Raw genomic sequence first — 23,743 nt, 5'->3', positions numbered from 1 at the left:
GCTCACGCGCAGTTCTTCAAGCTGGGAAATAACCGGTGTAATGCCGACGCCTCCAGCGATGAACAGGTGCAGGCGCGCCTGCTTGATCAGCGGGAATAGGTTGACCGGTGGCGTGACCTCGATCAGATCACCTTCACCCACATCGTCGTGCAGCGATACCGAACCGCCCCGACCGCTGTCTACGCGGCGCACGGCAATCTGATAACTACTGGTGTCGTAAGGTGAACTCAGCAGCGAGTAAGGGTTGCGCAACGTGTTGTGTTGATTGGCAATCAGCACCACGACGTGGCTGCCACCCGAGAATGCCGGCAGGTGCGCGCCGGTTGGAGACACCAAGGTGAAGCGCTTGATTTGCGGGGTGACCGATTCGATTCGGGCCACGCGTAGACTCAACGTCCCATTGTTCTGGCTCATGTGTCGAGCTCCTCGGCTTGCGGTAATTCACCCGGGACCTCAGCGTCGGCCTTGACTGCCTGAAAAGCTGCCAATCGACGGGAGTAGTGATCGCGCACCACCAGCGTCAGACCGCAACCGGGGCAGTCATAAACGCGCTGGGTAACGTTTTCGGTGTAGGTGTCGCAATGCACGCACCAGACACGACGGACTAACGTCCCGGAGTGCTCACGAAGGACCTCATCGCCATTCAAGTCGAAAAGCGTGGCCACTTGCATGGCGGTGCCAAGAAAACTTTCCGAGCCCGCAAGGTACAGGCGGGTGCCCATGCGCGCTTCACCGAGCTGGCTCTTGAGTGCTTCGATCAACGCCTGGTTGTTTGTGTGCACTTGCAATGGATGTTCGGAGTGCTGTTGCAATTGGCCGAGGAAGTCCTGACCGGAAAACGATTCCTGGGAATACATCAACGTAATTGGTCGATCCAGTCCGGCCATATCAGCCAACAGGCGCAACATCGCGTGTCCGCCGCTGCCCTGGCCGACGATGATATGACGGATACCTCCTGGCAGCGGTTTCAACCGGTCATAGACCGGCCGACTTTTGATCCCGGTGATCAACATTCTTATTATTCCTCCTGACTATCGGCTCGGCTGATGGAAGCCGGCTCTTATGCATAACCCAATGGTGATGGGTTGTCATAGCAGGAGCATTTGTCGTGCCATATATACAACACTATGATTTAAAAGGATTTGTTGTTATTTTTTTGCTGGAGTCCAGGCAAAAATAGCAACGGTGTAGGCGTTTTTGCAGCGTTCCAGGCGAAAGCGGAGGAAATGCACACGTCCTTGTGTCGCAGACAATCAGTCGCGTTGGAGCTTACGGATCAGAGTGCCGATGTCGATGCCCAGATGTAGCGCGGCCTTACGTTTGCTACCGCACAAATGCACTGCCTTGAGAATGACCTGGCGTTCGAAATGCTGAACCTGAAGCTTGAGGTTGTGCTCGGGGTCTTCCTCTATCTCTTCGTCTGCGGCTAAGGGTTTCAATCGTTCTTGGGTGCTAGTCGGTTCAAGCAGTTCCGCGGGTAGATGATGTTCATGGGCTTCACTGTCTGCGAGTACTGCCAGGCGTTCAAAGATGTTCACCAGCTCGCGGATATTGCCGGGGAAGTCGTAACTCATGAGCCGCTTTCGGCAACCAGCAGACAGGCTCAGAGACGGCTCGCGATCACTGTTGATACGGCTCAGCAGGATGTCGATGAGAAACGGTAAGTCATCCCGGTGCTGGCGCAGCGGCGGAATTTCTACAGGCAGGACTGCAAGGCGATAGTAGAGGTCGGCGCGAAACTCCCCGATGCTCACCAGATGACGCAAGTCCTTGTTGGTGGCTGCTATGACCTGTACCTGTACCGTCTTGCTGAGGGGCGAACCGACCGATTGGATGGTGCTGTCTTCAAGGAACTTCAACAGCTTGGCTTGGATATGCAGTGGAATCTCGCCGATCTCGTCGAGGAACAAAGTCCCGCCCGAAGCCGCCTCGATATAGCCTTGCTTACCACCCTGCAATGCGCCAGTAAAGGCGCCGCGCTCGTAGCCGAACATCTCCGACTCGAACAGGCTTTCCGGAATGCTCCCGCAATTGACGTGAATAAAAGGGCGATCGCCCCAGCCAGCGGCACGGTGAATATGGCGCGCAATGGCGGTTTTGCCGACACCCGGCTCGCCCAGTAGCAACAGCCGCGCTCGACGCCTGAAGGCGCGTACTCCAGTGTCGGCGATACTCGACAACTGGGGCGACAGGTGCAGGGCATTGTCCTGGGGATCACGCAAGCCTTGCGCTTGCGTCGGTCGGTTGTTCTGCGAAGTTCGACGCTGCGGTGTCCCGGTATCGAAGTCTTTCTGGGTCAGCATCATGAACGGTTTTTCGTGGGTACCGGTGGGGATGGCGTGGGTGCTGCTGAGCAGGACCCGGCCTTCCCGCGAACGGGTCAACGCACTATTACCTCCCCGATTCAGCGCCGCCTGTAAGTCGTCGAAGTTTAAGGCCGAGCGTTGGAAAAAGTCGCTGCTGGACAGTCCTATCGCTTGATGTTTGGAGAGTTGGTTGACGCGCTCGGCGGCAAAGTTCAGAAAACGCACACGGCCTTCACCGTCGGACACAATCAGCGCTTCACTGAAGCTGTCGAGCAAGGCGTGCAGCGCCGGTGTTTCCAGCAACGCGCCGAGTACTTCGTTGCTGACGTCGACCGAAGAGCGCATGCCCATCTGCAAAGCGGGCGGCAGATTCTTGTCTTTCATGGGTGCAACTCTTCTATCTGAAGGGCACCCTGACTTTCGCGGAGTACCGCGACCCGCCAGGCCACGCCTTCGCGAATCAGGATGCGCGAACAGTGCACATTAAAGTTCAGCGTGCGTCCGCTTAAATCAGGCAGCGGCAGGTTGTGCCACGTACGCTCGGGCAGAGCGGTTTCCAGCAGCAAACCGGCGATGCCAGCTCCGTGGGTAATGCCAAAGGTCTCTTCGAATGCTGCATTGCGCCATTGCGGTTGCAGGTGCTCGTCGATCACCAGAACGGCATCAGGCACTGCATCGAAGACCCGGCGCAAGGCATCGATACGCTGCTCGGCGTCGTGTTGCATGCGCAACTCCTGACTGACATCGCGGATGCTGCCCCACATACGCAACAGATGCCCATTGACGATGGTCGCGCGAACATCATTCTCGACGTAGGCCGGTGAACCATCGTGGCGGCGGTCCACGGAGAGCGCGCCGTCAACGCTGAAATCTGCTTCGATGAGGCGTCGTACGAACTCTTCGTTGGCCGGGCTGCGAGGCCAGTAAAGGCGTACCGGTTGCTGATTGAAAACGACATCCGAGGGCATTTCATAGACATCGGCCATGGCGCGGTTGCACAGGCGCCAGTGGGAGTCGTTTTCGAAAACCTGGCGGACGATTTCATCCGGGGGCGTGTTGATATCGACCGCCTCGGCGAACTCGATACACCAGTAAGCGACCTTGGCGCTCTGGAGCATCTGACTCATCACTTCATTGGCGTTGTCCATTTCCCGCAGTCGACGGCCCAGCGCCCCGAGGGGGATTTTCAGCAGGTGCAGGCGCGCTGGGCTAACCGAACGCCATTCCAGCAGCCCACAGGCGACCACGTGCAGCAGACCACCGTTGCGGCGAATCAGGGTCAGTTCCAGGCTGTGGATTTGCTCGTCGGCAGGCGGATTGGCAAACAGCGACTGCAAGGCGCGCACTGACTCGACGCTGAAGATGCGCTCGATCGGCTGGTTCAAGAGTTCATCAGGCGCGCAGCCTAATTGATCACTCAGGCTGGCAGAAAGGCCGATAAGTTGACCGCTAGCGCTGAGGGTGCTGGAAAGGGGTTGAGACGTATTGGCCAGCAAATTCAGGATGTCCATCGGTGGATTGGCTCTATTTGACTTATGGGGCCTGGTTGAAACACTCAGGGACTTAAAGCAGTGGCATATCGCATGCCAATAAAAAACCCAGTAAATATTGATGCTTGAGGGTGTGATGATTTTGGATCATCGCAGTATTGCAGCGAAATATGCATTTATGCAGCAGTTCGTGCGGGGTTAGCGGATCGCAGGGCTGGCCGATCCATGCTTATCGACGGGCGGTAGAAATGGTGCCAAAGCTCCCCGGCATCAATCAGCGTGTACAGGTCGGTGCCGACGTTCCAGCCAGTGCACCTTGCAGCTTTACTGAAAAGCCCCTTCGAACGTCCTGCCTACAATCGCGCACCCTCCCTGTAGATAATCTCTCCTACAGCGCCACCGACTAAAGCGTGGTGCAGTTGTGTGAGATCGGAGACATGAATCATTACGATGTGATTGTGCTCGGCAGCGGCAATGCCGGGCTATGCGCTGCACTGTCGGCCCGCGAGCAAGGTGCTCGTGTGGCCCTGCTGGAACGTGCACCGCTGGAGCAGCGTGGCGGTAACACGGCGTACACCGGTGGCGCATTTCGCGTGGCGTACCGTGGTGTCGATGATTTGCGCCTGTTAATGCCGGACTTACTCGACAGCGAAGTCGAGAGCAGCGATTTCGGCAGCTACACCCAAGAAGCGTTTTATGAAGAACTGGCGACCCAAAGCCAATACCGGGCCGACCCCGAGGTGCTCGACACGGTCGTCACCGAGAGTCTCGATACGCTGTGCTGGATGACCCGCCAGGGTGTGCGCTTCATGCCGATCTATGGCCGTCAGGCCTTTAAGATTGACGGTCGGTACACGTTTTGGGGCGGGCTCACCGTTGAGGTCTCCGGCGGCGGCCAAGGGTTGGTTGAGTCGCTGATGCGTCGTGCCGAGCGCAACGGCATCGAGTTTTTCTACGACAGCCGGGCCCATCACTTGTCCCGTGATTCACAAGGCCACTGGCAGATCGAATGCGCCAACGGACAGATCTTTAGCGCGGGTGCGTTGATCCTGGCAACTGGCGGTTTCCACGCCAACCTGCAATGGCGCGCCAAATACCTGGGGCCCGGTTGGGATTTGGCCAAGGTGCGCGGCTCGCGCTACAACACCGGCGACGGTATTCGTATGGCGCTGGAGATCGGCGCCAAAGCGCACGGTAATTGGTCGGGTTGCCATGCGGTGTTTTACGACGTCAACGCCCCCGAGTTGGGCGATTTGAATTTGCTAAACCAGCAAAAAAACTACTTTCACTTAGGCGTCGTGGTCAACGCCGACGGCAAACGTTTCGTTGACGAGGGCGCTGACTTTCGCAACTACACCTATTCGGGTATGGGCGCCAAGGTGCTTCAGCAGCCGGGCGGCGTGGCCTGGCAGTTGTTCGACCAACACAGCGAACACCTGCTGCCGGATGAATACCGTGTTCGTCATGCTACCCGTATCCGGGCTGACACCCTGCAAGAGCTAGCGGCGAAGCTTGACGGCGTCAACGCCATCGCGCTGCTCGATACGCTGAATCAGTACAACGCTGCAGTGCGTCGCGAGGTGCCGTTCAACCCTGCGGTGCGCGATGGTCGCTCGACCCAAGGCCTTGCTGTTCCCAAGTCCAACTGGGCCAACCCGTTGGAAAGTGGGCCGTTCGTTGCGTACGCGGTGACTTGCGGCATCACCTTTACCTATGGCGGCCTCAAGGTAAACAGCGAAGCCCAAGTGATTGATGAACAAGGTCAGCCGATTACAGGCCTCTACGCGGCCGGGGAGTTGGTCGGCAATCTCTATTACGTGAAGTACGCAGGCGGTGCGGGGCTGACCTCGGGTTCGGTCCTGGGTCGTATCGCCGGTAAAACAGCGGCCACCTTCCAAACGCAAGCACATGCCGCCACCCCGCAAGAATAAGGAATAAACATGGCTATTCGCATCTGGCATCAAAGCTTCACTGTGCTCAGCGATTTGGGCGCCTATGACCAGGCTTTACGTGCGCATTTTCGCAATGTTGCGCGGCCCGACACTGAAATCCATCTGCACGGTATGCAACCAGGCACTTACCGCAGCAACTACCCGGGCGATGACATCAAGTACAGCGCGCTGCAGTATTTGCACGGTCTGCAGTTCATGGCTGCCGGGTTGAATGCCGAAGAGCAAGGCTTCGATGCCTATGCCATCAGCACCCTGCCAGAGCCGGCATTACGCGACATCCGCAGTTTGTTGGACATCCCGGTGGTCGGTTATGGCGAGTCGGCCATGCTCACCGCCTGCATGCTCGGGCGCAAATTCGGCGTCCTGGTATTCATTGACGAACTGGCTGAGCTGGTAACGGAAAATGCAGCACGCCATGGCCTGAGCCAGCGCCTGTCGAGCGTGCGGCATGTTGGCTTTCGCTTTTCTGACGTACTCGCAGCCTTCAGTGATCCGCGTGAGTTGATTGAACGCTTTCGTTTGGCCGCACGGGGTCTGATCGCCGAGGGTGCCGAAGTGATCATTCCGGGCGAAGCGCCATTGAACGTGTTGCTCGCCAGTCAAGGCATCAACGAGGTTGACGGCGTGCCAGTGCTCGACTCCCTCGGTGCCTGGATCAAACAGGCCGAGGCCATGGTTGATCTACGTCGCGCCAACGGTATTCGGCCCTGCAATCGTGGATATTTTTCGGCACGGCCGGAGCGCGCGCGGGTCAAGGAAGTCTTCGCCTTTTACGGTTTGGCGGAGCGCTTTTTGTTAGAACAACCGGCGAAGGAGATGACGGCATGAGCACGCGCGAATGTGATTTGTTAGTAGTAGGTGGAGGTCTCGCTGGTTTCGTCGCAGCGGTGACTGCCGCCGAGGCGGGCATGCAGGTCATCCTGTTAGAAAAAACCGCCGAGACGGGTGGTTCATCGGCCATGAGCGGCGGTTGTCTGGCGTTCGCTGGCACCGATTTGCAGCGCGAAAACGGTATCGACGATTCTTCGCAGTTGCTCTTCAGTGACCTGCTGGAAGTTGGCAAGGGCGAGTGCGACGAGGCGTTGGTGAAGGTCTATGCCGACAACCAGTTGGCAACCTATGCATGGTTACGCGAAAAAGGCGTGGTGTTCGCCTCGGTCATTGAGGCAGCCTCCGGGCAGTCGGTGCCGCGGGTGCACAGTGTCGATCCGGCAGACATGATCCGGCAGATCGAACTGGCCGCTGGCCTCAGCGGTCGGGTGCAGGTACTCAAACAGACCCGTGCCCGTCGTCTATTGCGCGAAGACGGTGGACGAGTAACGGGCGTGCTTGCCGAGCAGGCGGGTGAAAGCTTCGAACTGTTGGCCCGCAAAGCAGTACTGCTGGCGTCGGGAGGCTTTGTTCACGACCGTGAGCTGGTCCATCGTTTCGTCCCTCACTATGACGGTGCAGTGTTCATTGGTGGTATAGGCAATGAAGGTGACGGTTTGCGTATGGCCTGGGCGCTGGGCGCGGATGTGCGCGATACCGCCTATATCAAAGGGACATTTGGCAAACACCCGGTGGACGAGACCAATCACCATGCCTGCCTGGCAGTCTATAAGGGCGCTATTGCAGTGAATCAGGAAGGTCGGCGCTTCGTCGATGAGTCGCTGTCCTACAAACTCTTGGGGGATGCCTGCATGCAGCAATCCTACGGGGTTGCTTATCAGATTTTGGATCGCGACATCATGCAGAGCGGCGATAACCGTGTGCGCATTCTGGATTTCGAGCGACGCCTGGAAGAGGGGCTTTTCGTTGAGGCCGACACCCTGGAAAAACTTGCCCAACTGATTGAAGTCCCGCAGGAGGTACTTCTAAGTGAGGTGGCCGCCTATAACCAAGCGGTCAACGAGGGCAGTACCCCCGAGTTCGGTCGCCGCCACTTGGTGCACCAACACGGACAACTTCGTCCGATTCAGCGTGGCCCTTTCTATGCCTACCCCTCTACGGCTGCGGTATTCGGAACCTACTGCGGGTTGTGCATTGACGCGCAGATGCGCGTCCACGACGTATTTGGCGAGCCCATCGAAGGCTTATTGGCCGCCGGCGAAATAGTCGGTGGCTTGCATGGTGCGGCCTACATGACCGGTTCGGCGCTGGGCAAGGCGGCGATTTTCGGTCGTGTTGCCGCCGCTACTGCGCAGACCCTGTAACGGACGCTTGGGTATGCACTGCACACGGAGGAACCGAAGATGAAAATTTTGCTGTTACTGGCCGGAGTGACGGATATCCGCTTTCCACTCCACACGCTGACGATCAATAAGCAAGGTTTGATCGAAGAGGGCGCAGATGCTCGGCGCGTGCTCAGTCCATTCGACGAGGCAGCTTTGGAGATAGCGCTGAAATTGCGCGATGCCCGAGACAACGTTCAGGTCGATGTACTGCTGCTCGGCGGCACCAACAATGAGGCGCTGCTGCGTACGGTGGCGGCAATGCGGCCTGACTCGGTACGGCGTCTTGATCTGCAGCCAGCGTGTTTGTGGGATGCTCAATTGACCTCCAGCCAGATTGCGGCGCTGTTGGCCGATGAAGCGACGCCTGATCTCGTGTTGATCGGTCGTGAGTTCGGCGACTTGGACGAAGGCAGTATTGCGGTGCTGCTGGCGCAGCGTCTTGGCTATCCATTGTTTGCCCTGACGCAGCATGCCGAGTGGCAAGGCGATACGGTGTACCTGCTGCGTGAACGAGGTATCAGTGAGGAATGGCTGCGTGTAGACCAACCGCTGCTGGTGAGCGTGACCAATGACAAACGCAACAAGCTGCGTCATCCGTTAATGAAGAATGTTTTTGAGGCCAAGCGCATGACCTTCGCTGCGGTTACCGCTGGCGCGGAAGACGGTATTGGGCTGCCGTTGATTAGCCTGAATGCTGAGCGAATGGTCGAGCGCGCGGGTAAGTGCCAGTTCTTCGAAGGCGGCATTACTTTGCAGGCCGAGGCGTTGGCAGCCTATTTGATAGACCGGAGGACCTGAGCATGAGCATGCAAAAACTAGAGGCCCCGACAACGCTGGCACTGATCCCGCTGGCGTGGGGTGAAGATGCGCTGGAGGCTACGTTGGCCGCGCAGCAAAGCGTGGTCGCGGCGAATGGTGGCCACTGTGAAGTGATACTGCTGGGCGCCGAGGGACACGATATAGCTTGCGAACGTGCAGCGCAGGCAGGGGCAACTCGGATCTGGCAAGTGACCCATGCGGACTTGGCAGGCAACGACGACATGGCCGCGCTCGCGATGGCGGCCAGTCAAGCACTGCACCAGCCACTGGCTGAACGGGGCGCACAGACATTGGTGCTGTTACCGCCGGGGATCGCCGGTGAGGAGCTGGCCGCGCGGCTCGCCCATCTGTTAAGCGGGCACGCTCTGGGCCGTTGTGCACGATTGCATTGGCAGAACGAGGCTTGGGTGGTCGAGCGCGTCACGTGGGGCGGGCGGATGCGCTTGAGTATGCGAGTCGAGTCTGGTCTGTGCTTTGCGTGTTTGCGTGGCGGCCGGGCGAACTTCGCCAATAGCGAACCAGCACAGGTGACTAATACGGCACTGGTTGGGGGGTTGCCAGCCCTGATGGCACTGGACAGACGTCCGACGGGACAGCATCTACCTCCGTTGGACGGCGCAAAATTGGTGGTCTCAGGTGGTCGCGGGGTGAATGAACGGGGGTTCGAGTTGCTCGAAACCCTGGCCGTAGCGCTGGGGGGAACCTTGGGAGGGAGCCTGCCAGCGGTGGACGCGGGAATGGTACCGGTCATGCGCCAGGTCGGCGTGTCGGGGAAGTTCGTCAGTCCGGCTATTTATCTGGCCGTGGGGATTTCAGGAACCCCACAGCACTTGGCGGGTATCAACCCACAGACGCGAATTGTCGCGATCAACACAGACGTCGGTGCGGACATCTTTAACGTAGCTGATGTCGGCGTGGTTGCGGACTGGAACCTTCTGCTACCCGAACTGCTGGGCGTGATCAAGGCACAAGCGCTTATTTAACTCAGTTGCGACCGCGCCTTCCTTGATGCAGTGAAACGCTGTTGCCGGGCGGCGGGCGCCGCTGTGCATCCAGAGTAGCCAGCATAAAGTCGATGAACGCACGGGTGCGTGGAGCGATAAAACGCGCCTTGGGTGTGACGGTATAGAACGTGCGGCTGCTGGTGGTCCAATCGGGAAACAGGTCGACCAGTTGACCGGTGGAGATCAGCCCGTTTACAAAAACATCCAGTACATAAATAGCACCCTGATCAGCCAGTGCCGCCTGGATTAGCGCATCAGTGCTGTTGAAGCGCAACTTGCCTTGGGGCACCAGTTCGACGGTGTCCTCATCGCGGCCAAAATGCCAGTTGGCAGAGGTATAACGTCCTTGGCCGAATAGACCCAGACACCATTGCGGAGGAAGTTCGCGAGGGCTTTGCACAGTGCCCAACTGCGCCAGCAGGGCGGGAGACACACAAGCGATGTAGTGCGCCTGATAAAGCGGGCGGGCCACCAAGTCAGCGTCGTTGACCGAATCTATGCGAATGGCGACATCGGTACCGCTGGCGATCGGGTCTTCAGGGTGATCGGTCAATCGCAAGGCTACAGACAACTCGGGGTGTAGCGCGGTAAAGCTCGGTAATACCGGGCAAATCAGCGTTCTGGCAAACGCGGCGGGCGACGCAATACACAGCTGGCCGTCGACCTCTCCTTTCTTTCGTCGCACGACAGATTCGACTTCGTCCACCTGACGCAGCAATGCAATACAGCTCTCGAAATACTGCTTGCCCTCATCGGTCAGCCGTAACGAGCGGGTGTTGCGTGATAACAGGGTGACACCCAGATAGTTTTCCAGGTTTCGCACGCTTGCGGTGACGGTTGCATTAGCAATATCCAAAGACTCCGCCGCGCGGCTGAAACTGTCGCACTCGACGACGCGTACGAACACTTGCATGGCCCAAAGTCTGTCCATTAGTTCTTCATCTTTTCCTAAAAGCCCATTAGCCCGCGCCCACTCGAACCTCTTTGAAGCGGTTCTTATAGTACCAGCCAATTAAAGGGAGGCACTGACATGGCTGAATTTAAGTTCGATCTGGTGGTAGTGGGTTGTGGTGTTGCTGGACTTTCTGCGGCGGTAACCGGGGCCGAGCGTGGTTTGCGGGTTGCAGTCCTGGAGCGCGCCACCCGGGAGGAGCGAGGTGGGCAGAGCCGGTTCACCGAAGCTTATCTGCGGATGAAAAATCATGATGAAGTGACTGACGACTTTGATTCATTTCTCGCCGAACACTCGGGCTATTACCAGGACCCGGATTACGTCGCTGAAGGGCTACGCGATCGTAAGGATTTTTCGGCACAGACCCGGGCGCTTGCGTCGATTGATGCCGGGTTGATCAGTGCGTTCTCCGGTCAGGTACAAGACACCATCGGGTGGCTCAAGAGCAACGGCGTGAAATTCGACTTTCTGCCAACCCAGTTCCTGACCAGTACCCAACCGCGGTTGCTGCCCGTGGGCGGCGGTGAGGCGATTGTCGAGGCGCTGGCAACGCGTGCCGAAGAACTGGGCGCCGAGTTTTTCTACGAAACCACCGGACGCAGCTTGATTACAGCAGGCTGTAACACCGTGGCCGGGTTACGCGCCTGGTCGCGTGAGCACGGTGAACACTCTTTCCAGGGCGCTGTGGTATTGGCGTGTGGCGGGTTTGAGGGAAATGCCGAAATGCTTGCTCGCTACTTGGGGCCTCGCTCGGTATTTCTTCGCCCGGTCTGCAAGGGCGGCTATTACAACCGTGGTGAAGGCATCGAGATGGCGCTGAAGATCGGCGCTGCGCCAGCGGGCGAGTTTGGCAGTTACCACGCCGAACCCGTAGACCCTCGCTCAGGCGTCTCCGAACCCTCGATTTTCATCTTCCCTTATGGCGTATTGGTTAACCGCCTGGGTGAGCGTTTCACTGATGAGGCGCCCGGCACTGTGGACGCCTGGTATGAGCGAGTGACCCGGCAGATCTACGCCCAGCCTGAAGGCATCGCTTGGGTGATTCTGGATCAGAAAGTAAAGGACATTCCTAACTATCGGCTTGGTATCCGTACCGATCAGGCCGCAATTGAAGCCCCGACTTTGGCCGAATTGGCGCAGAAAATCGGTGTTTGCGCGATGAGCCTGGAGGCTACGTTGGCCAGTTACAACGCAGCGTGTCGAGACGGCGATTATCACCCGCTGAAAGTCGATGGTTTAGCCACCGAGGGCTTGCAACCACCCAAAAGTAATTGGGCGCGGCCCGTCGATCAGGGGCCCTACATGGCCTATCCGATTATCTCTGCCAACGTATTCACCTTCGGTGGATTGAAGGTCGATGAGCAGGCCAGGGTAGTAAACGGCGACGGTCAGCCGATTGATAACCTCTACGCAGCGGGCGAAACCGTAGGCCTTTATTTTGGCAATTACGCAGGCGGTACATCGGTGCTTAAGGGGCTGGTGTTCGGACGTCTGGCAGCTTCTCACGCGGCTGGCGCCGTTTAACTGACCGGGGACTATCAAGATGGGTGTAGCAATCGTTACCGGCGCCAGTGGTGCTATTGGTTCAGCGGTATGCCGCGTGCTCAGTGCGCAGGGCGAAAAGATTGTGGCGCTGGATATCGTGGCGCCACACGTTACGGGTGTTGAGGGGTTGATGATGGCCTGCGACGTCACCTCGCGCACCGAGGTCCGGCAGGCAGTAGAAGAAGCTCAAGATCGCTTCGGCGCTGTGACCTCGTTGGTCAATGTCGCAGGCGTGGTGTCAAAAGGAAGCGTATTGAGTCTGACTAATAGCGAGTTCGACCGAGTGATGCGGATCAACGTGCTGGGCACGCTGATCCCTTGTCAGGTAGTGGGGCAGATGATGGCTGAGCAGGGGCACGGAGCTATCGTCAACATTGGCTCGGTTGTCGGGAAAAACGGCGGCAACGCTCGGGCATGGCTTGATCGTAGCGAGATTGAAGTCGCCGGTGGGGTGGCCTACGGCATGTCCAAGTCAGCGGTGCATACCCTGACCTTTTTCCTCGCTAAGGAACTGGCTAGTTTTGGCGTACGAGTCAATGGCGTGGCGCCGGGGCCTATCGGGACGGCAATGACCGATACATTCCCCGACAACTTGCGCGCGCTGATCCCTCTGGGTCGCATGGGCCGCCCCGAAGAGGTGGCAAACGTAGTGAGTTTTCTCCTCAGTGCGCAAGCGAGTTTTATCTGTGGCGAAATTATCGATGTCAACGGTGCACTGTGGTGCGACTGAATCAACCTCAAGAGAGAGCAATATGAAAAGTATTTATCTGGTGCTGGATATGCAAAACGACCTGATTCATCCAGAAGGCGCAAGCGGTAAGTCACCCATGGCTGAACAGGTAAAATCGCGAGATATAATTGCTCACACTGCCGCAGCAATTGCCACGGCCAGGGCCAAGGGAATTCCAGTGGCTTTCATTCGGGTCGCATTCTCTGATGATCATCGTGAAGCCAACCCGGCTTCGCAGGTGTTTGGGCCAATTGCGAAAAATGGCATCCTCAAATTATCGCAATGGGGCAGTGCGGTGCATGAGGCTCTGGCGCCGCAAGCTCAGGACTGGGAGATCATCAAGCATCGAGTGTCACCGTTTTACAGCACTCGCCTGGAACTGTTGCTTCGCCGTGAAGGTATCGAGCGGATCTACTGCAGTGGGGTGAGTACCCAGGCCGTCGTCCAGGCGACTGTGCGCGACGCCCACGACCGTGATTTTGATGTTGTGCTGCTGGAAGACTGCTGCGCTGCGCCTTCGGCACAAGAACATGCCAATTCGGTCGCGAGCATCAGTCGTTTCTGTCGCGTGGCCGATAGCGTCACGGCGTTCGAGACAGACCAGCCTTCGCAATAGGTTATTGCCGGGGTCGACTGAGCGCTGCCAGTCGATCCCGATAACGATGAACTATCGATAGATGCCGCTGGCTTGGCTCATAGCTAGCGTGCGTCATCCCTGGCGATGGTCAGGACTGTTGAGGCGGTTGTATCTTTTTCAGGCGATAGTCGAGTTGCGCACGGGTCAGCCCCAGTGTTGTGGCCGCGCGGGAGATATTATTAGCCGCCAGCTCCATGGCGACCTCTATGTACACTTCCTCAATTTGGCCAAGGTCGATCGGGCCTCGCTGCAGCGCTTGTCGGGCCACTGCAAGCAACTGGTCGTGGCTGACCTTTTCTTGCTGGCCGAGTCCAACCGAAGCAACCGGTTCTTCGGGCAGGCGGATACCGATAAACCCGCCATCCTCCCAACCGACTGTGCCCACCCGCTCGTGCGTATGCTGTTCAATACCAGCAAGGTGTCGCAGATCGATGGCTTCGCCGTCGTCGGCGAGAATTACTGCTCGCTCGATGACGTTCTCAAACTCGCGGATATTGCCTGGCCACTGATGGTCGAGCAATACCTGCAATGCCCTCGGGGTTATGCCTGTGAGTTGGCGGCCATGTAGCTTGGTCAGTTTGCTCAGGCAGGCTTCAAGCAGTACCGGTAAATCGTCCTTACGCTTGCGCAAAGGATCGATAGTGATCGGGAATACATTCAACCGGTAAAACAGGTCGCTGCGAAAGCGGCCTTCCTTGACCGCGTCGATCAGCTGTTCATTGGTCGCGGCAATCACCCGTACGTTGACCTTAATGGTCTTAGTGCTTCCCAGGCGTTCCAGCTCGCCGCTCTGCAATACCCGCAGCAGCTTGCTTTGTGCAGTCATGCTGAGAGTGCCGATTTCATCGAGAAAGATAGTCCCTCCGTGGGCAATTTCAAAGCGTCCCGGACGGGCTTCGGTCGCGCCAGAAAAAGCACCGCGCTGGACCCCGAACAACTCGGACTCGATCAACTGGTCCGGAATAGCCGCGCAGTTTATTTCGATGAAGGGGCAATCCGCTCGTTGGCTATTGGCGTGCAGTTCGTGGGCGAACATTGTTTTGCCGACCCCGCTTTCGCCAAGCATGAGGACGGTAGCGTTGGTTCCCGCAACCCGCAGGATCTTATGCAGCACCGCGTGATACGACGCCGAGTTGCCCACCGGGCGATCAAGTACAAGGTCGCTGGTGTTGCTCTCGCCCAAGCCGAAAGGCGAGGGCACGAGGGTAGTTGTCTGCGCTGCTTTGCTGGGAGGCTGCGGACGCCGATGATCGGTGGCGCGGGGCTGAAAATACTTGAGATCCTCTTCAGGGTCATCCCACTCTTCCACCGGCTTGGCGATGGCGCGACAGACGTCGTCACCCATGGCGCTGCATTCAGTTTCCCTGACCAGTACGCGCTTGCCCATGAGTCGAGTCAGGAAGCCAGAGCTATAACCCACTTCCATCCAGCAAATAGGGTCGGAACTGACGCCTTCGGCCATGATGTGCATATCACTTTCGATGGAGTGCTTCCACAGGAACTCGCCATACAAATACCCTTTGGCTTGGTCCACCTCAATGCAGACTGGAATCACCTCGACCATTCCGGTCAACGAGTGCAACTGGGCGCCTGCGGCAAGAATGTCCAGTTGTGTGCCATTGGTGCGAGTACGGATTGCCAAGTCGGCATTGCGTGTCCCGGTTAAATAACCGAGGCGGGTGAAAACACCACGGGCATATTCGATGCCCATGCTCTGCACCAGTTCCTGACGTAAGGCGCCGAAGGCTTGTGCCTGCATCAACATCATTCGTTGATCGCCTAGCCAGATGATGCCCTCTTGGGCATTGAAATAGAGGTGCTCGGCCAGGTCGCGCATATTTGGAAAGCGTAAGTCGGTAATCACGTTACGTGGGTTTGGACGCGCGTTTTTTTTGGAAGATGCACCCTGGTTTTTCGACGAACTCATAAACCCCTACCTTTTTATTATTGGGCTGATTCCAGGTTTGCGGGTGGCCGGCCTTATCCGCCGGACCCTGTCATTCATCCGGTCACTGAGGGGCATGAAAACATATTTTTTGCCTTCTGGAAGGCTCACTTCGCATTTGTTTTTCTACGACTCTATTTAATTACGAGGTGCCTCTGCGAATGGGTAAAAGGGCTTCATGGAATTCGTTGTGAATTTGATGAAGATTCATTAAATGATGAAGGTGCCTACTCGGTATCCAACCTTTGATACACGCCAAAATTTATCGCTCAGGTAGTGTTATAAAAATCATATCTGTATGAAATATAAGATAAAAAAAGTTTTATCGAAGCTAAAAATACAACTATTTCAGATATGGCACAGCCATTGCACTTGCTCTGTCAACGCACCGTGATTGCCTTCGCACGGAGGGAGAGAGGATTGAAAAACCCTCTCCCTGAAAATAACAACAATGACAGAGGAGCTTCTCAAGTGGCTGAAATTACCAGTCTGGCCTATGCGGGATTTGGTGTTAGCGATCTCGATAAATGGCAATGGTTTGCGACAGACATATTAGGCATGCAGGTGAGCCAGCGTGATGCAGGTGGCTTGAGCTTGCGCATGGATGAATATAAGCAGCGTTTTTTCCTTGAAGAGAACAGTTGCGACGATCTGCTGGTCGCGGGCTGGCAGTTGGACTGCGAGGATGATCTTGAGGCGTTCGTGGCTGAGCTGCGCGAGAAGGGCGTCGACGTGTCGCCGCTGCCTGCCGAAACGCTCAAGCGGCGGATGGTTGAAAAAGCTTACAGCTGCGCCGACCCCAACGGTTTCAATCATGAGTTCTTTTTTGGCCATAGCATTGCGCTGTTACAGGATCCGTTTCGCTCGACAGTACTCAAGGGACGTTTCGTCACGGGTGAGTTAGGCATCGGTCATCTGCTGCCCTTTGCCAAGAATGGCCCGGAGACAGTCCGCTTCTATCGTGATGTTCTGAAACTCAAGGTCAGCGATTACATTCGCGAAGAAATCATGCCCGGGATGACGGTCGACGCGACCTTTTTCCATACCAAAACCGGGCGTCACCACTCCATTGCTACCGCCCAGGCGCCGGCGCCGAAAATCCTCAACCACTTCATGGTGCAGGCCGAAGACATTGATGACGTCGGCCAGGCGTATGACCGCTGCATCGCTGCCGGAATCCCGATAGTTCTTGAACTCGGCCACCACCCGAATGACCGGACTTTTTCGTTCTACGCACGGACGCCATCGGGCTTCAACTTCGAGTTCGGTTGGGGCGGGGTGGTGATAGACGACGCAACGTGGAACGTCCGCAGTTATAGCCAGTTAAGCGACTGGGGTCACAAGCGTAATCCGGTCGACTGAACCGACTGCTAACGGGAGAGGCATCATGAGTATTTGGTTGGATTTTTTCGGTGCGCAGATTCGCTATGTCGATCTACCCACCTACGGAAGCACCCGCATCGCCGAAGCTGGCCGGGGTAAGCCGCAAGCATTGTTGTTGATGCATGGCATCGGTGGTCACCTCGAAGCTTATGCCAAGAACGTCGTGGCATTGGCAGCGCACTATCACGTTATCGCGTTCGATTTTGTGGGCCATGGTCTGTCGGAAAAGAAAACCGATATCGAGTACTCCATTGCCGATTATGTCGGGCAGTTGCGTGAGTTGATGGACGCGCTCGATATCGAAAAGGCGCACCTCAGCGGCGAGTCGCTAGGCGGCGTAGTGGCCGGCACGTTCGCCGTGCAGTATCCGCAACGCGTTCTGCGTGCGGTACTGAATACCACGGGCGGTATTCCGGTCGTAAGTGAGCAAGGCCGCCAAGACTTGGCCAATCTTGCGGCGCTTTCCGCCCGCAGCATTGGCCAGGCTCCGACCTTTGAAAGTGTTAAAGCTCGCATGCAGTGGCTGATGTACGAGGGTAATTGGCACCTGCTCAGCGATGAGCTGATTGGTTCTCGTCTGGCCATTTATGCCTCAGAAGGCTTTCAAAAAGTGGCGCCGCTGATCTACACGCGACTGCGCAAAGTAACGTCTGGTGAAGCGCAGCCAGACATGATCGAACTAGAAAAAGTCGAGTGCGAAACCCTGCTGTTTTGGACGCACCACAACCCGATCCATGACGTAGCGGCTGCCGAATCGGCCTTGCCCAGGCTGCCTAAGGGTCAACTCTATGTCATGCGTACCAACGCGGGCCACTGGCCTCAGTACGAAGACGCTAAAGAGTTCAACCACGTCATGCTCGAATTTCTTTCGAGCGGGAGGGTGCCAGCATGATGTGCGCCCCCCTGAACACCCCACCACGCAGTCCTGCTCCGCCGCCGGTGGACGTGGCTGACTTCTGCAAAGGCATGCGCTACCTGGCCGCCAGTTGCGTGGTGATTGCCAGCGGTGATGAAAGCGAGCGAGCCGGTTTAACCGCAACGGCGGTCTGTTCGGTGACCGCTAACCCACCGCGGCTATTGGTTTGCGTCAATCGCAATGTGCGTGCTCATGCGGTGATCCAGGCACACCAGGCACTGAGCATCAACGTGCTCAATTGCGATCAGGAATCCATCGCCCGGCGTTTTGCCGGAATGGTTGAGGGCGTGGTGGCCGAGGCCCGTTTCGACGAAGGCCATTGGGTTTACGGAAAGGCCGGGGTACCCATCCTTGATGACGCCCTTGCCAGCTTTGAATGTCGGGTCGTCGAGACATTGCCCGCCAGCACCCACGACATGTTCCTTTGCGAAGTAATCAACGTCGGCGGTTGTGGTGAGGATGTCGACCCGCTGTTGTATTTCAACAGCCGTTTCACTGCGTTGCGCTGAGCCATCTGCACCGATAACAATAAAACGAGGAAAGACGATGACTGGAATACTCAAACAGGCCCATTCGGTTTTCGGCCAAGCCGTCCCTACTGAGGCAGAATTGCTGCAACGGGCGCGCGACATGATTCCAATGCTGCGTGAGCGGGCCGCTTCTGTGGAACGCAATCGCATGGTCTCGGCAGAAACTATCGCAACGTTCAAAGCGGCAGGGTTCTTCAAAATTCTGCAACCTGCACGCTGTGGTGGGTGGGAAATGAATCCTGCGGTTTTTTACAAGGTACTGATGGAACTGGGGCGTGGTTGCGGCAGCAGCGGTTGGAACATGATGATCCTGGGTATCCACCAATGGGAATTCGGCAGCATGGACCCGCGCGCCGGGCAAGATGTCTGGGGTGAGGATGACGGGCTGATCGTCGCGTCTTCTTATCCGCCGTTCGGCAAGCTAGTGGAGGTCGATGGTGGTTACCGCATCAGCGGCACCTGGAAAACTTCGAGCGGTTGCGACCATTCGCATTGGGCCTTTCTCGGTGCAATGCGCAAGGACGCTGAAGGCCGCATGATCGACCGCATGGCGATGCTGGTACCCCGTTCTGAATATGAAATCGTCGATGACTGGCATGTGTTCGGCTTGGCCGGAACAGGTAGCAAAAGCCTGGTGGTCAAGGATGCCTTCGTGCCGGCTCACCGCGCGCACAGCTTGATCGACTATCAAATGTCCGATCGTGCAGCGCATTACTTGTATCCCTTCAACCAGGTGTTTTTCGGCGCAGTGTCTGCGTTGATAGTGGGTCTCGCCCAAGGCGGTATCGACGAATACATCGAGCAGATGAAGGTACGCACCGACACCACAGGTGGTATGCCGGCGGCGCTGAGCCCATACGTCAAGGATCGCTTGGGCAATGCAGTGGTTCATGTGCGTTCGGCGCGCGCTCGCTTGCTGCAGATGATGGTCGAAACCACTGAACTGGTGGAACAGCGACAACTGGTGCCGACCCATGATCGTGTGCATCACATGCTGGATATCGCACGCGTGGGTCGCGATTGCGAAGAGGCCGTCATGCTGCTGTTCAAGGCGACTTCGGCTCGCGGGATTTACCTGGACAACGCCTTACAACGGATTTTGCGTGACGTCATCGCGGCTGCCAACCACATCACTCAGAACTCGGACGACACAGCCGGTCTGTTGGGTGGGTATCTCCTTGGGCAAAAACTACCCCCCATGGTTTTCGCAAGGGATGCCATCTAACCGCTGTTTGTAATGCCAACCTTATCAGCGCTGTCGCTGGGTAATAACCTGGCGCAGCGCAATTAAAAACAATAAGAAAGCGACGGGCTACCCGTCACACAGAGGCAGTGGTCATGCATATGAATGCAGCTCTCAAAACGCGCCTACCTTTTTTGTCGCCTACCCGATTTGCTCTATCTGCGATATCTACCGCGCTAGCAACCTGCGCATCGTTTTCAGTGTCGGCATTCCAGTTAGATACCGGAAGCGATGATGTGCAGGTACGCTGGGACAATACCCTCAAGTACAGCAATGCCTGGCGAGTGAAGGGGCAAGAGAACAAGCTGATCGCCGATCCAAACCTGGACGATGGTGATCGCAACTTCGATAAGGGCCTGATATCTGACCGCGTGGACTGGCTGTCGGAGCTGGATATCTCGCGCAAGGGTGCTGGCCTTCGTCTAAGCGGCGCGGCCTGGTACGACGATGTCTATAACAAACAAAACGATAATAACTCGCCGGACACCGCGAACTCGGTCAGCGTCAATCACAACCACTTCACTCAAGCGACCCGTGACTTACAAGGTCGTAAGGCCGAATTGCTGGATGCTTTCGTCTATAGCGACTTCAACGTGGGCGAAGACATGTGGGGAGTCGCTCGGCTCGGGAAGCATGCGTTGATCTATGGCGAAAGTCTGTTTTACGGCAATAACGGTATTGCCGCCGGACAGCAACCGATCGATGTGGTGAAGGCGCTGTCGGTACCGAACACTCAGTTCAAGGAGCTTGGTAGACCGGTTCAGCAATTTTCCACCCAGTTACAACTGACGCCGACGGTCTCTGTTGGCGGCTATTACCAGTTCCGCTGGGAGCCCAACCGTATTCCAGCTGCAGGAAGTTACTTCAGCCCAGCTGACTTGGTGGACGAAGGCGGCGAGCGAATAATCGCGGCGACTGAACCTGGCATTGGCCCAGTGGCTTCCTTCTACCGTGGCAGCGATATAAAGGCGCGTAACTCCGGTCAGGGGGGCATGCAGTTGCGTTATCGCTCCGAGGAGTTGAACACCGATTTTGGCCTCTACGCGATTCAGTATCACGACAAAAACTTTCAGGTTCAGGTACGTCCTGGCGTGGGCGTCGGACCCGGTGAACCGCTGGATAAGATCGGCGAGTACATGCTGGTTTATCCGCAAGACATCAGGGCCTATGGCTTTAGTGCCAACCGAGGCATTGGCAATGCCAATGTTGGCTTCGAGGCGTCAATCAGGCACAACGCACCTTTGGTCAGCCAGACCTTGGTCGACCTGACGGGTAATGGGGATAACGACCATAACCGTCTGTATGCGGTGGGTAATACCGCCCATGCTCAAGTCAACTTGATTAATGTTTTACCGATTGGCCCGCTCTGGGATACCGCAGCCTTGCTCGGAGAGCTGGCCTGGAACCGGACTCTCAGCATTACCAGCAATCCCGACGCCCTCGACCCAAACAGTACCCGTGATGCGTTGGCCATGCGCTGGGCATTCACACCTACCTATTTTCAAGTGTTGGATGGCGTCGACCTGTCGGTGCCCATGGGCTTCAGCTATGGCATCGATGGGCGATCTTCGGCCGTAAGCGGTTTCAGCCAGGCCAAGGGTGGCGATTACAACATCGGGCTTTCTGCCGAGTATTTGAAGTCGCTGACGGTTTCTCTCACCTACACCGGTTTCTACGGTCCTTCGGCGCCGATAAACATCGACGGAATCTTGACCTATAAGCAGACCAACGCCGACCGCGATTTCGTTGCATTCAGCGTATCGCAGACCTTTTGAGGGGGTGAACATGTACAAAAATAAAACAGTAAATTGGCTGGCCTGCTTCTCACTGTTGTCCCTATGCCTGGGTGTGGCCCAGGCAGCGGTCAGTCCACAGGAAGCCGAAGCGCTAAAAGGCAAACTCACCCCCATGGGCGCTGAGCGTGCAGCAAATGCCGACGGCAGTATTCCGGCCTGGACCGGTGGTTTTACGCAAGTCCCGGCGGGATTTCAGAATGGGCATCGTAATGTTGACCCTTTTGCTGCCGACAAGCCGTTGTTCAGTATCACTGCGAGCAACATGCAGCAGTACGCTGACAAGTTGGCCGATGGCGTCAAGCAACTGTTCAAGGACAACCCACAGACATTTCGCATTGATGTCTATCAGACTCGGCGTACTGCGGCTGCGCCCCAATGGGTCTATGACAATACCTTTAAAAACGCTACCGAGGCGAAGCTCGAGGGTGACGGGCTGATCGTCAAAGGGGCTTACGGAGGTGTGCCATTTCCGATTCCTAAAACGGGACTTGAAGTGCACTGGAACCATCTATCCCTGTGGCGCGGAGAGTCGACTCACAGCAAATACAAGGTGTGGACAACCACTGCTGATGGCAAACAGGTGTTGGCCACCGCAGCTGTCGACGAGGCGCAGTATCCCTATTACTACAAAGAGGGTTCGGTAGCGACCACCCCTGATCCTGAATATATGCTGGCCATTCAGGCGACCTACGCGCCGGCCTTTCGGGCTGGCGAGGCCCTGATGCTGCACAGCGGTTTTGACTACGTCAAAGGTCGTACGCTCTGGCAATACCTGGCCGGCCAGCGTCGCGTGCGACGTGCTCCCAGCATCAACTTTGATACGCCTAACGTGGTTGCCTCTGGGGTTAACTTCATTGATGAAAACTTTGGTGGCGTGGGCTCACCTGAGCGTTATGACTGGAAGTTACTCGGCAAAAAAGAAATGTACATTCCTTATAACGACAACCGATTACTGGCTCACAGCGATCAGGATGTAATGGGAACGCGGCACGCCAAACCGGAAATGATGCGCTGGGAGTTGCACCGGGTCTGGGTGGTTGAATCGACGCTCAAACCGGGCAAGCGTCATGCCGTACCTAAGCGTATGTATTACTACGACGAAGACAACTGGGGCTCGGCGATCATGGATGGCTGGGATGCCGAAGGCACCCTGTGGCGTACCTCAATGACGACCCCGTTTGTTGCTCCGGACATCCCGGCCACCGTCAATTACTGCACCAGTTTTTTTCATGACCACCGGACCAAGGCGTGGGTTTACAACTGCGCCCTGGGAGATGCTGGCAATGATCAATACAGCACTGCTGAGCGTCGTCGTGAAAGCTTTTTCTCACCGGAATCACTGACCAACCAAAGCGCGCGATAAAGGCTAAGTGCAGTTGTTGCCTGCCCTTACTGTCAGGGCAGGCAGCATGTCGCATTGATTGTGGTAACGGAGGTGGAAACGTGAAAACAAAAATAGTGACCTGTTGCTGGTTTCTGCTCTGTCTATTGGGCGGTCTGGTCTGTGCCGATGAGTCGGTGGTGGGTACCGCTGAACTCAAAAATGTCGGGGATACACTGCACCAGCGATCTCAGGCTTCAGCGCTTGCGCAGCGCTCCATGCTCAGCGCGATTACTCAGGCTGGCGAACGCTTGATCGCGGTAGGTGTACGTGGGCATATCGTTTATTCGGACGATCAGGGACAGACCTGGCAGCAGGCTCAGGTGCCGGTCAGTGTGACGCTCACGGGAGTGTGTTTCGCCGACAGTAACACCGGGTGGGCGGTCGGCCACCGAGGCGTGATTCTCAAAAGCGATGACGCGGGTAAGAGCTGGGTAGCACAGCTCGATGGGATCAAGGCTGCTCAAGCGATCCTGCAGGCCCGTGACGAAAAAGATGCCACCGGGTTGCAGAGCGCACGCAACTTGGTAGCGGACGGAGCGGATAAACCGTTCCTCGACATCCAGTGCTTCGACAAGGATCACGCGCTGGTCGTCGGCGCTTATGGACTTGGTTTCTCCACGGCTGACGGTGGCCGCAGTTGGTCTCCCTCGCTGGCATTACTTGATGGGTCCGCGCAGCGCCATATCAATGTCGCGCGCACGTTGCACGGCGTGGTTTATCTGGCTGGCGAGCAGGGCGGGTTATACCGCTTGAGCAAAGATGCACGCAATTTCAAGTCACTGGGCGAGCCGTACGCGGGGAGCTTCTTCGGCTTGGTCGCCAGTCCCAAGGACAGCCTTTTGGCGTTTGGCCTGCGCGGTCACCTATTCCGCTCCAGCGATGCTGGTGCGACATG

At 56.9% G+C, this 23,743-nt stretch carries 21 protein-coding genes; 15 read left to right on the top strand and 6 right to left on the bottom strand.

Going from position 1 to position 23,743, the window contains the following annotated elements; all coding sequences use genetic code 11:
* The 4 genes from M0974_RS32610 to M0974_RS32595 all read right to left on the bottom strand — a co-directional run.
* Positions 1–414, bottom strand: a 414-nt coding sequence (locus M0974_RS32610) for a ferredoxin reductase (RefSeq protein WP_297846370.1), incomplete at its 3' end; no start/stop codon positions are given.
* The gene (locus tag M0974_RS32605) at positions 411–1,013 is read right to left on the bottom strand and encodes a dimethylamine monooxygenase subunit DmmA family protein (protein ID WP_297846368.1); all 603 of its coding nucleotides are present in this window, start codon (positions 1,011–1,013) and stop codon (positions 411–413) included. The genes M0974_RS32610 and M0974_RS32605, both read right to left, overlap by 4 nt.
* 240 nt (positions 1,014–1,253) lie before the next feature.
* A complete protein-coding gene (locus tag M0974_RS32600) occupies positions 1,254–2,690 on the bottom strand; it encodes a sigma 54-interacting transcriptional regulator (protein WP_297846367.1) in 1,437 nt (478 codons plus the stop codon).
* Positions 2,687–3,817 carry a PAS domain-containing protein gene (locus tag M0974_RS32595; protein WP_297846365.1) on the bottom strand — a complete coding sequence of 377 codons (1,131 nt, stop codon included), beginning with the start codon at positions 3,815–3,817 and terminating at the stop codon, positions 2,687–2,689. The genes M0974_RS32600 and M0974_RS32595 overlap by 4 nt, the downstream gene beginning before the upstream one ends.
* A gap of 416 nt (positions 3,818–4,233) precedes the next feature.
* Between M0974_RS32595 and tcuA the strand changes: the two genes are divergently transcribed.
* From tcuA to M0974_RS32570, 5 genes are read left to right on the top strand one after another with little or no spacing between them, the layout of a single operon-like run.
* Entirely contained in the window at positions 4,234–5,727 is a 1,494-nt protein-coding gene (tcuA, locus tag M0974_RS32590; protein ID WP_297846363.1) for an FAD-dependent tricarballylate dehydrogenase TcuA, read from the top strand.
* Between the two features lie 9 nt (positions 5,728–5,736).
* Positions 5,737–6,576: an aspartate/glutamate racemase family protein gene (locus M0974_RS32585; RefSeq protein ID WP_297846361.1), complete on the top strand. Its 840-nt coding sequence runs from the start codon at positions 5,737–5,739 to the stop codon at positions 6,574–6,576.
* Complete coding sequence (locus tag M0974_RS32580; RefSeq protein ID WP_297846360.1) at positions 6,573–7,943, top strand: FAD-dependent oxidoreductase; 1,371 nt, start codon at positions 6,573–6,575, stop codon at positions 7,941–7,943. Before M0974_RS32585 ends, M0974_RS32580 begins: the two co-directional genes overlap by 4 nt.
* Before the next feature lie 39 nt (positions 7,944–7,982).
* Positions 7,983–8,762 (top strand): electron transfer flavoprotein subunit beta, encoded by a 780-nt coding sequence (locus M0974_RS32575; protein ID WP_297846359.1) that lies wholly within the window; start codon positions 7,983–7,985, stop codon positions 8,760–8,762.
* 2 nt (positions 8,763–8,764) lie between these two features.
* Positions 8,765–9,766, top strand: coding sequence for an electron transfer flavoprotein subunit alpha/FixB family protein (locus M0974_RS32570; RefSeq protein ID WP_297846357.1), 1,002 nt, complete (start codon positions 8,765–8,767; stop codon positions 9,764–9,766).
* A 1-nt stretch (position 9,767) separates the two neighbouring features.
* Here the strand turns inward: M0974_RS32570 and M0974_RS32565 are convergent, their stop codons facing one another.
* Positions 9,768–10,718 carry a LysR family transcriptional regulator gene (locus M0974_RS32565; RefSeq protein ID WP_297846356.1) on the bottom strand — a complete coding sequence of 317 codons (951 nt, stop codon included), beginning with the start codon at positions 10,716–10,718 and terminating at the stop codon, positions 9,768–9,770.
* A gap of 99 nt (positions 10,719–10,817) precedes the next feature.
* Between M0974_RS32565 and M0974_RS32560 the strand changes: the two genes are divergently transcribed.
* Genes M0974_RS32560 through M0974_RS32550 form a run of 3 tightly spaced genes read left to right on the top strand, consistent with a single transcriptional unit; the run spans position 10,818 to position 13,630 of the window.
* A complete protein-coding gene (locus M0974_RS32560) occupies positions 10,818–12,263 on the top strand; it encodes an FAD-dependent oxidoreductase (protein WP_297846355.1) in 1,446 nt (481 codons plus the stop codon).
* Positions 12,264–12,282: 19 nt separating this feature from the next.
* Positions 12,283–13,014: an SDR family NAD(P)-dependent oxidoreductase gene (locus M0974_RS32555; protein ID WP_297846353.1), complete on the top strand. Its 732-nt coding sequence runs from the start codon at positions 12,283–12,285 to the stop codon at positions 13,012–13,014.
* A 22-nt stretch (positions 13,015–13,036) separates the two neighbouring features.
* A complete protein-coding gene (locus tag M0974_RS32550) occupies positions 13,037–13,630 on the top strand; it encodes a cysteine hydrolase family protein (RefSeq protein WP_297846351.1) in 594 nt (197 codons plus the stop codon).
* 109 nt (positions 13,631–13,739) lie between these two features.
* Here M0974_RS32550 and M0974_RS32545 read toward each other — a convergent pair whose 3' ends face one another.
* Complete coding sequence (locus tag M0974_RS32545; protein ID WP_297846349.1) at positions 13,740–15,578, bottom strand: sigma-54-dependent Fis family transcriptional regulator; 1,839 nt, start codon at positions 15,576–15,578, stop codon at positions 13,740–13,742.
* Between the two features lie 489 nt (positions 15,579–16,067).
* Between M0974_RS32545 and M0974_RS32540 the strand changes: the two genes are divergently transcribed.
* The 7 genes from M0974_RS32540 to M0974_RS32510 form a co-directional block, all read left to right on the top strand.
* Positions 16,068–16,958 carry a VOC family protein gene (locus M0974_RS32540; RefSeq protein ID WP_297846347.1) on the top strand — a complete coding sequence of 297 codons (891 nt, stop codon included), beginning with the start codon at positions 16,068–16,070 and terminating at the stop codon, positions 16,956–16,958.
* 25 nt (positions 16,959–16,983) lie between these two features.
* A complete protein-coding gene (locus tag M0974_RS32535) occupies positions 16,984–17,871 on the top strand; it encodes an alpha/beta hydrolase (RefSeq protein ID WP_297846346.1) in 888 nt (295 codons plus the stop codon).
* On the top strand, positions 17,868–18,404 hold the full coding sequence (locus tag M0974_RS32530) for a flavin reductase family protein (protein ID WP_297846344.1): 537 nt from the start codon (positions 17,868–17,870) through the stop codon (positions 18,402–18,404). The genes M0974_RS32535 and M0974_RS32530 overlap by 4 nt, the downstream gene beginning before the upstream one ends.
* Before the next feature lie 37 nt (positions 18,405–18,441).
* Entirely contained in the window at positions 18,442–19,650 is a 1,209-nt protein-coding gene (locus M0974_RS32525; protein WP_297846342.1) for an acyl-CoA dehydrogenase, read from the top strand.
* A gap of 113 nt (positions 19,651–19,763) precedes the next feature.
* Positions 19,764–21,443: a DUF1302 domain-containing protein gene (locus tag M0974_RS32520; RefSeq protein WP_297846340.1), complete on the top strand. Its 1,680-nt coding sequence runs from the start codon at positions 19,764–19,766 to the stop codon at positions 21,441–21,443.
* 10 nt (positions 21,444–21,453) lie between these two features.
* Positions 21,454–22,827: a DUF1329 domain-containing protein gene (locus M0974_RS32515; RefSeq protein ID WP_297846339.1), complete on the top strand. Its 1,374-nt coding sequence runs from the start codon at positions 21,454–21,456 to the stop codon at positions 22,825–22,827.
* Between the two features lie 80 nt (positions 22,828–22,907).
* Positions 22,908–23,743 (top strand): YCF48-related protein (locus M0974_RS32510; protein ID WP_297846338.1); only part of this gene is annotated, 836 nt, incomplete at its 3' end.

It is taken from the genome of Pseudomonas sp., from assembly GCF_026224925.1.
Lineage (GTDB): Bacteria > Pseudomonadota > Gammaproteobacteria > Pseudomonadales > Pseudomonadaceae > Aquipseudomonas.
Note: the sequence above shows the minus strand (reverse complement) of the source record. Positions and strands in the feature narration are given on the sequence as shown.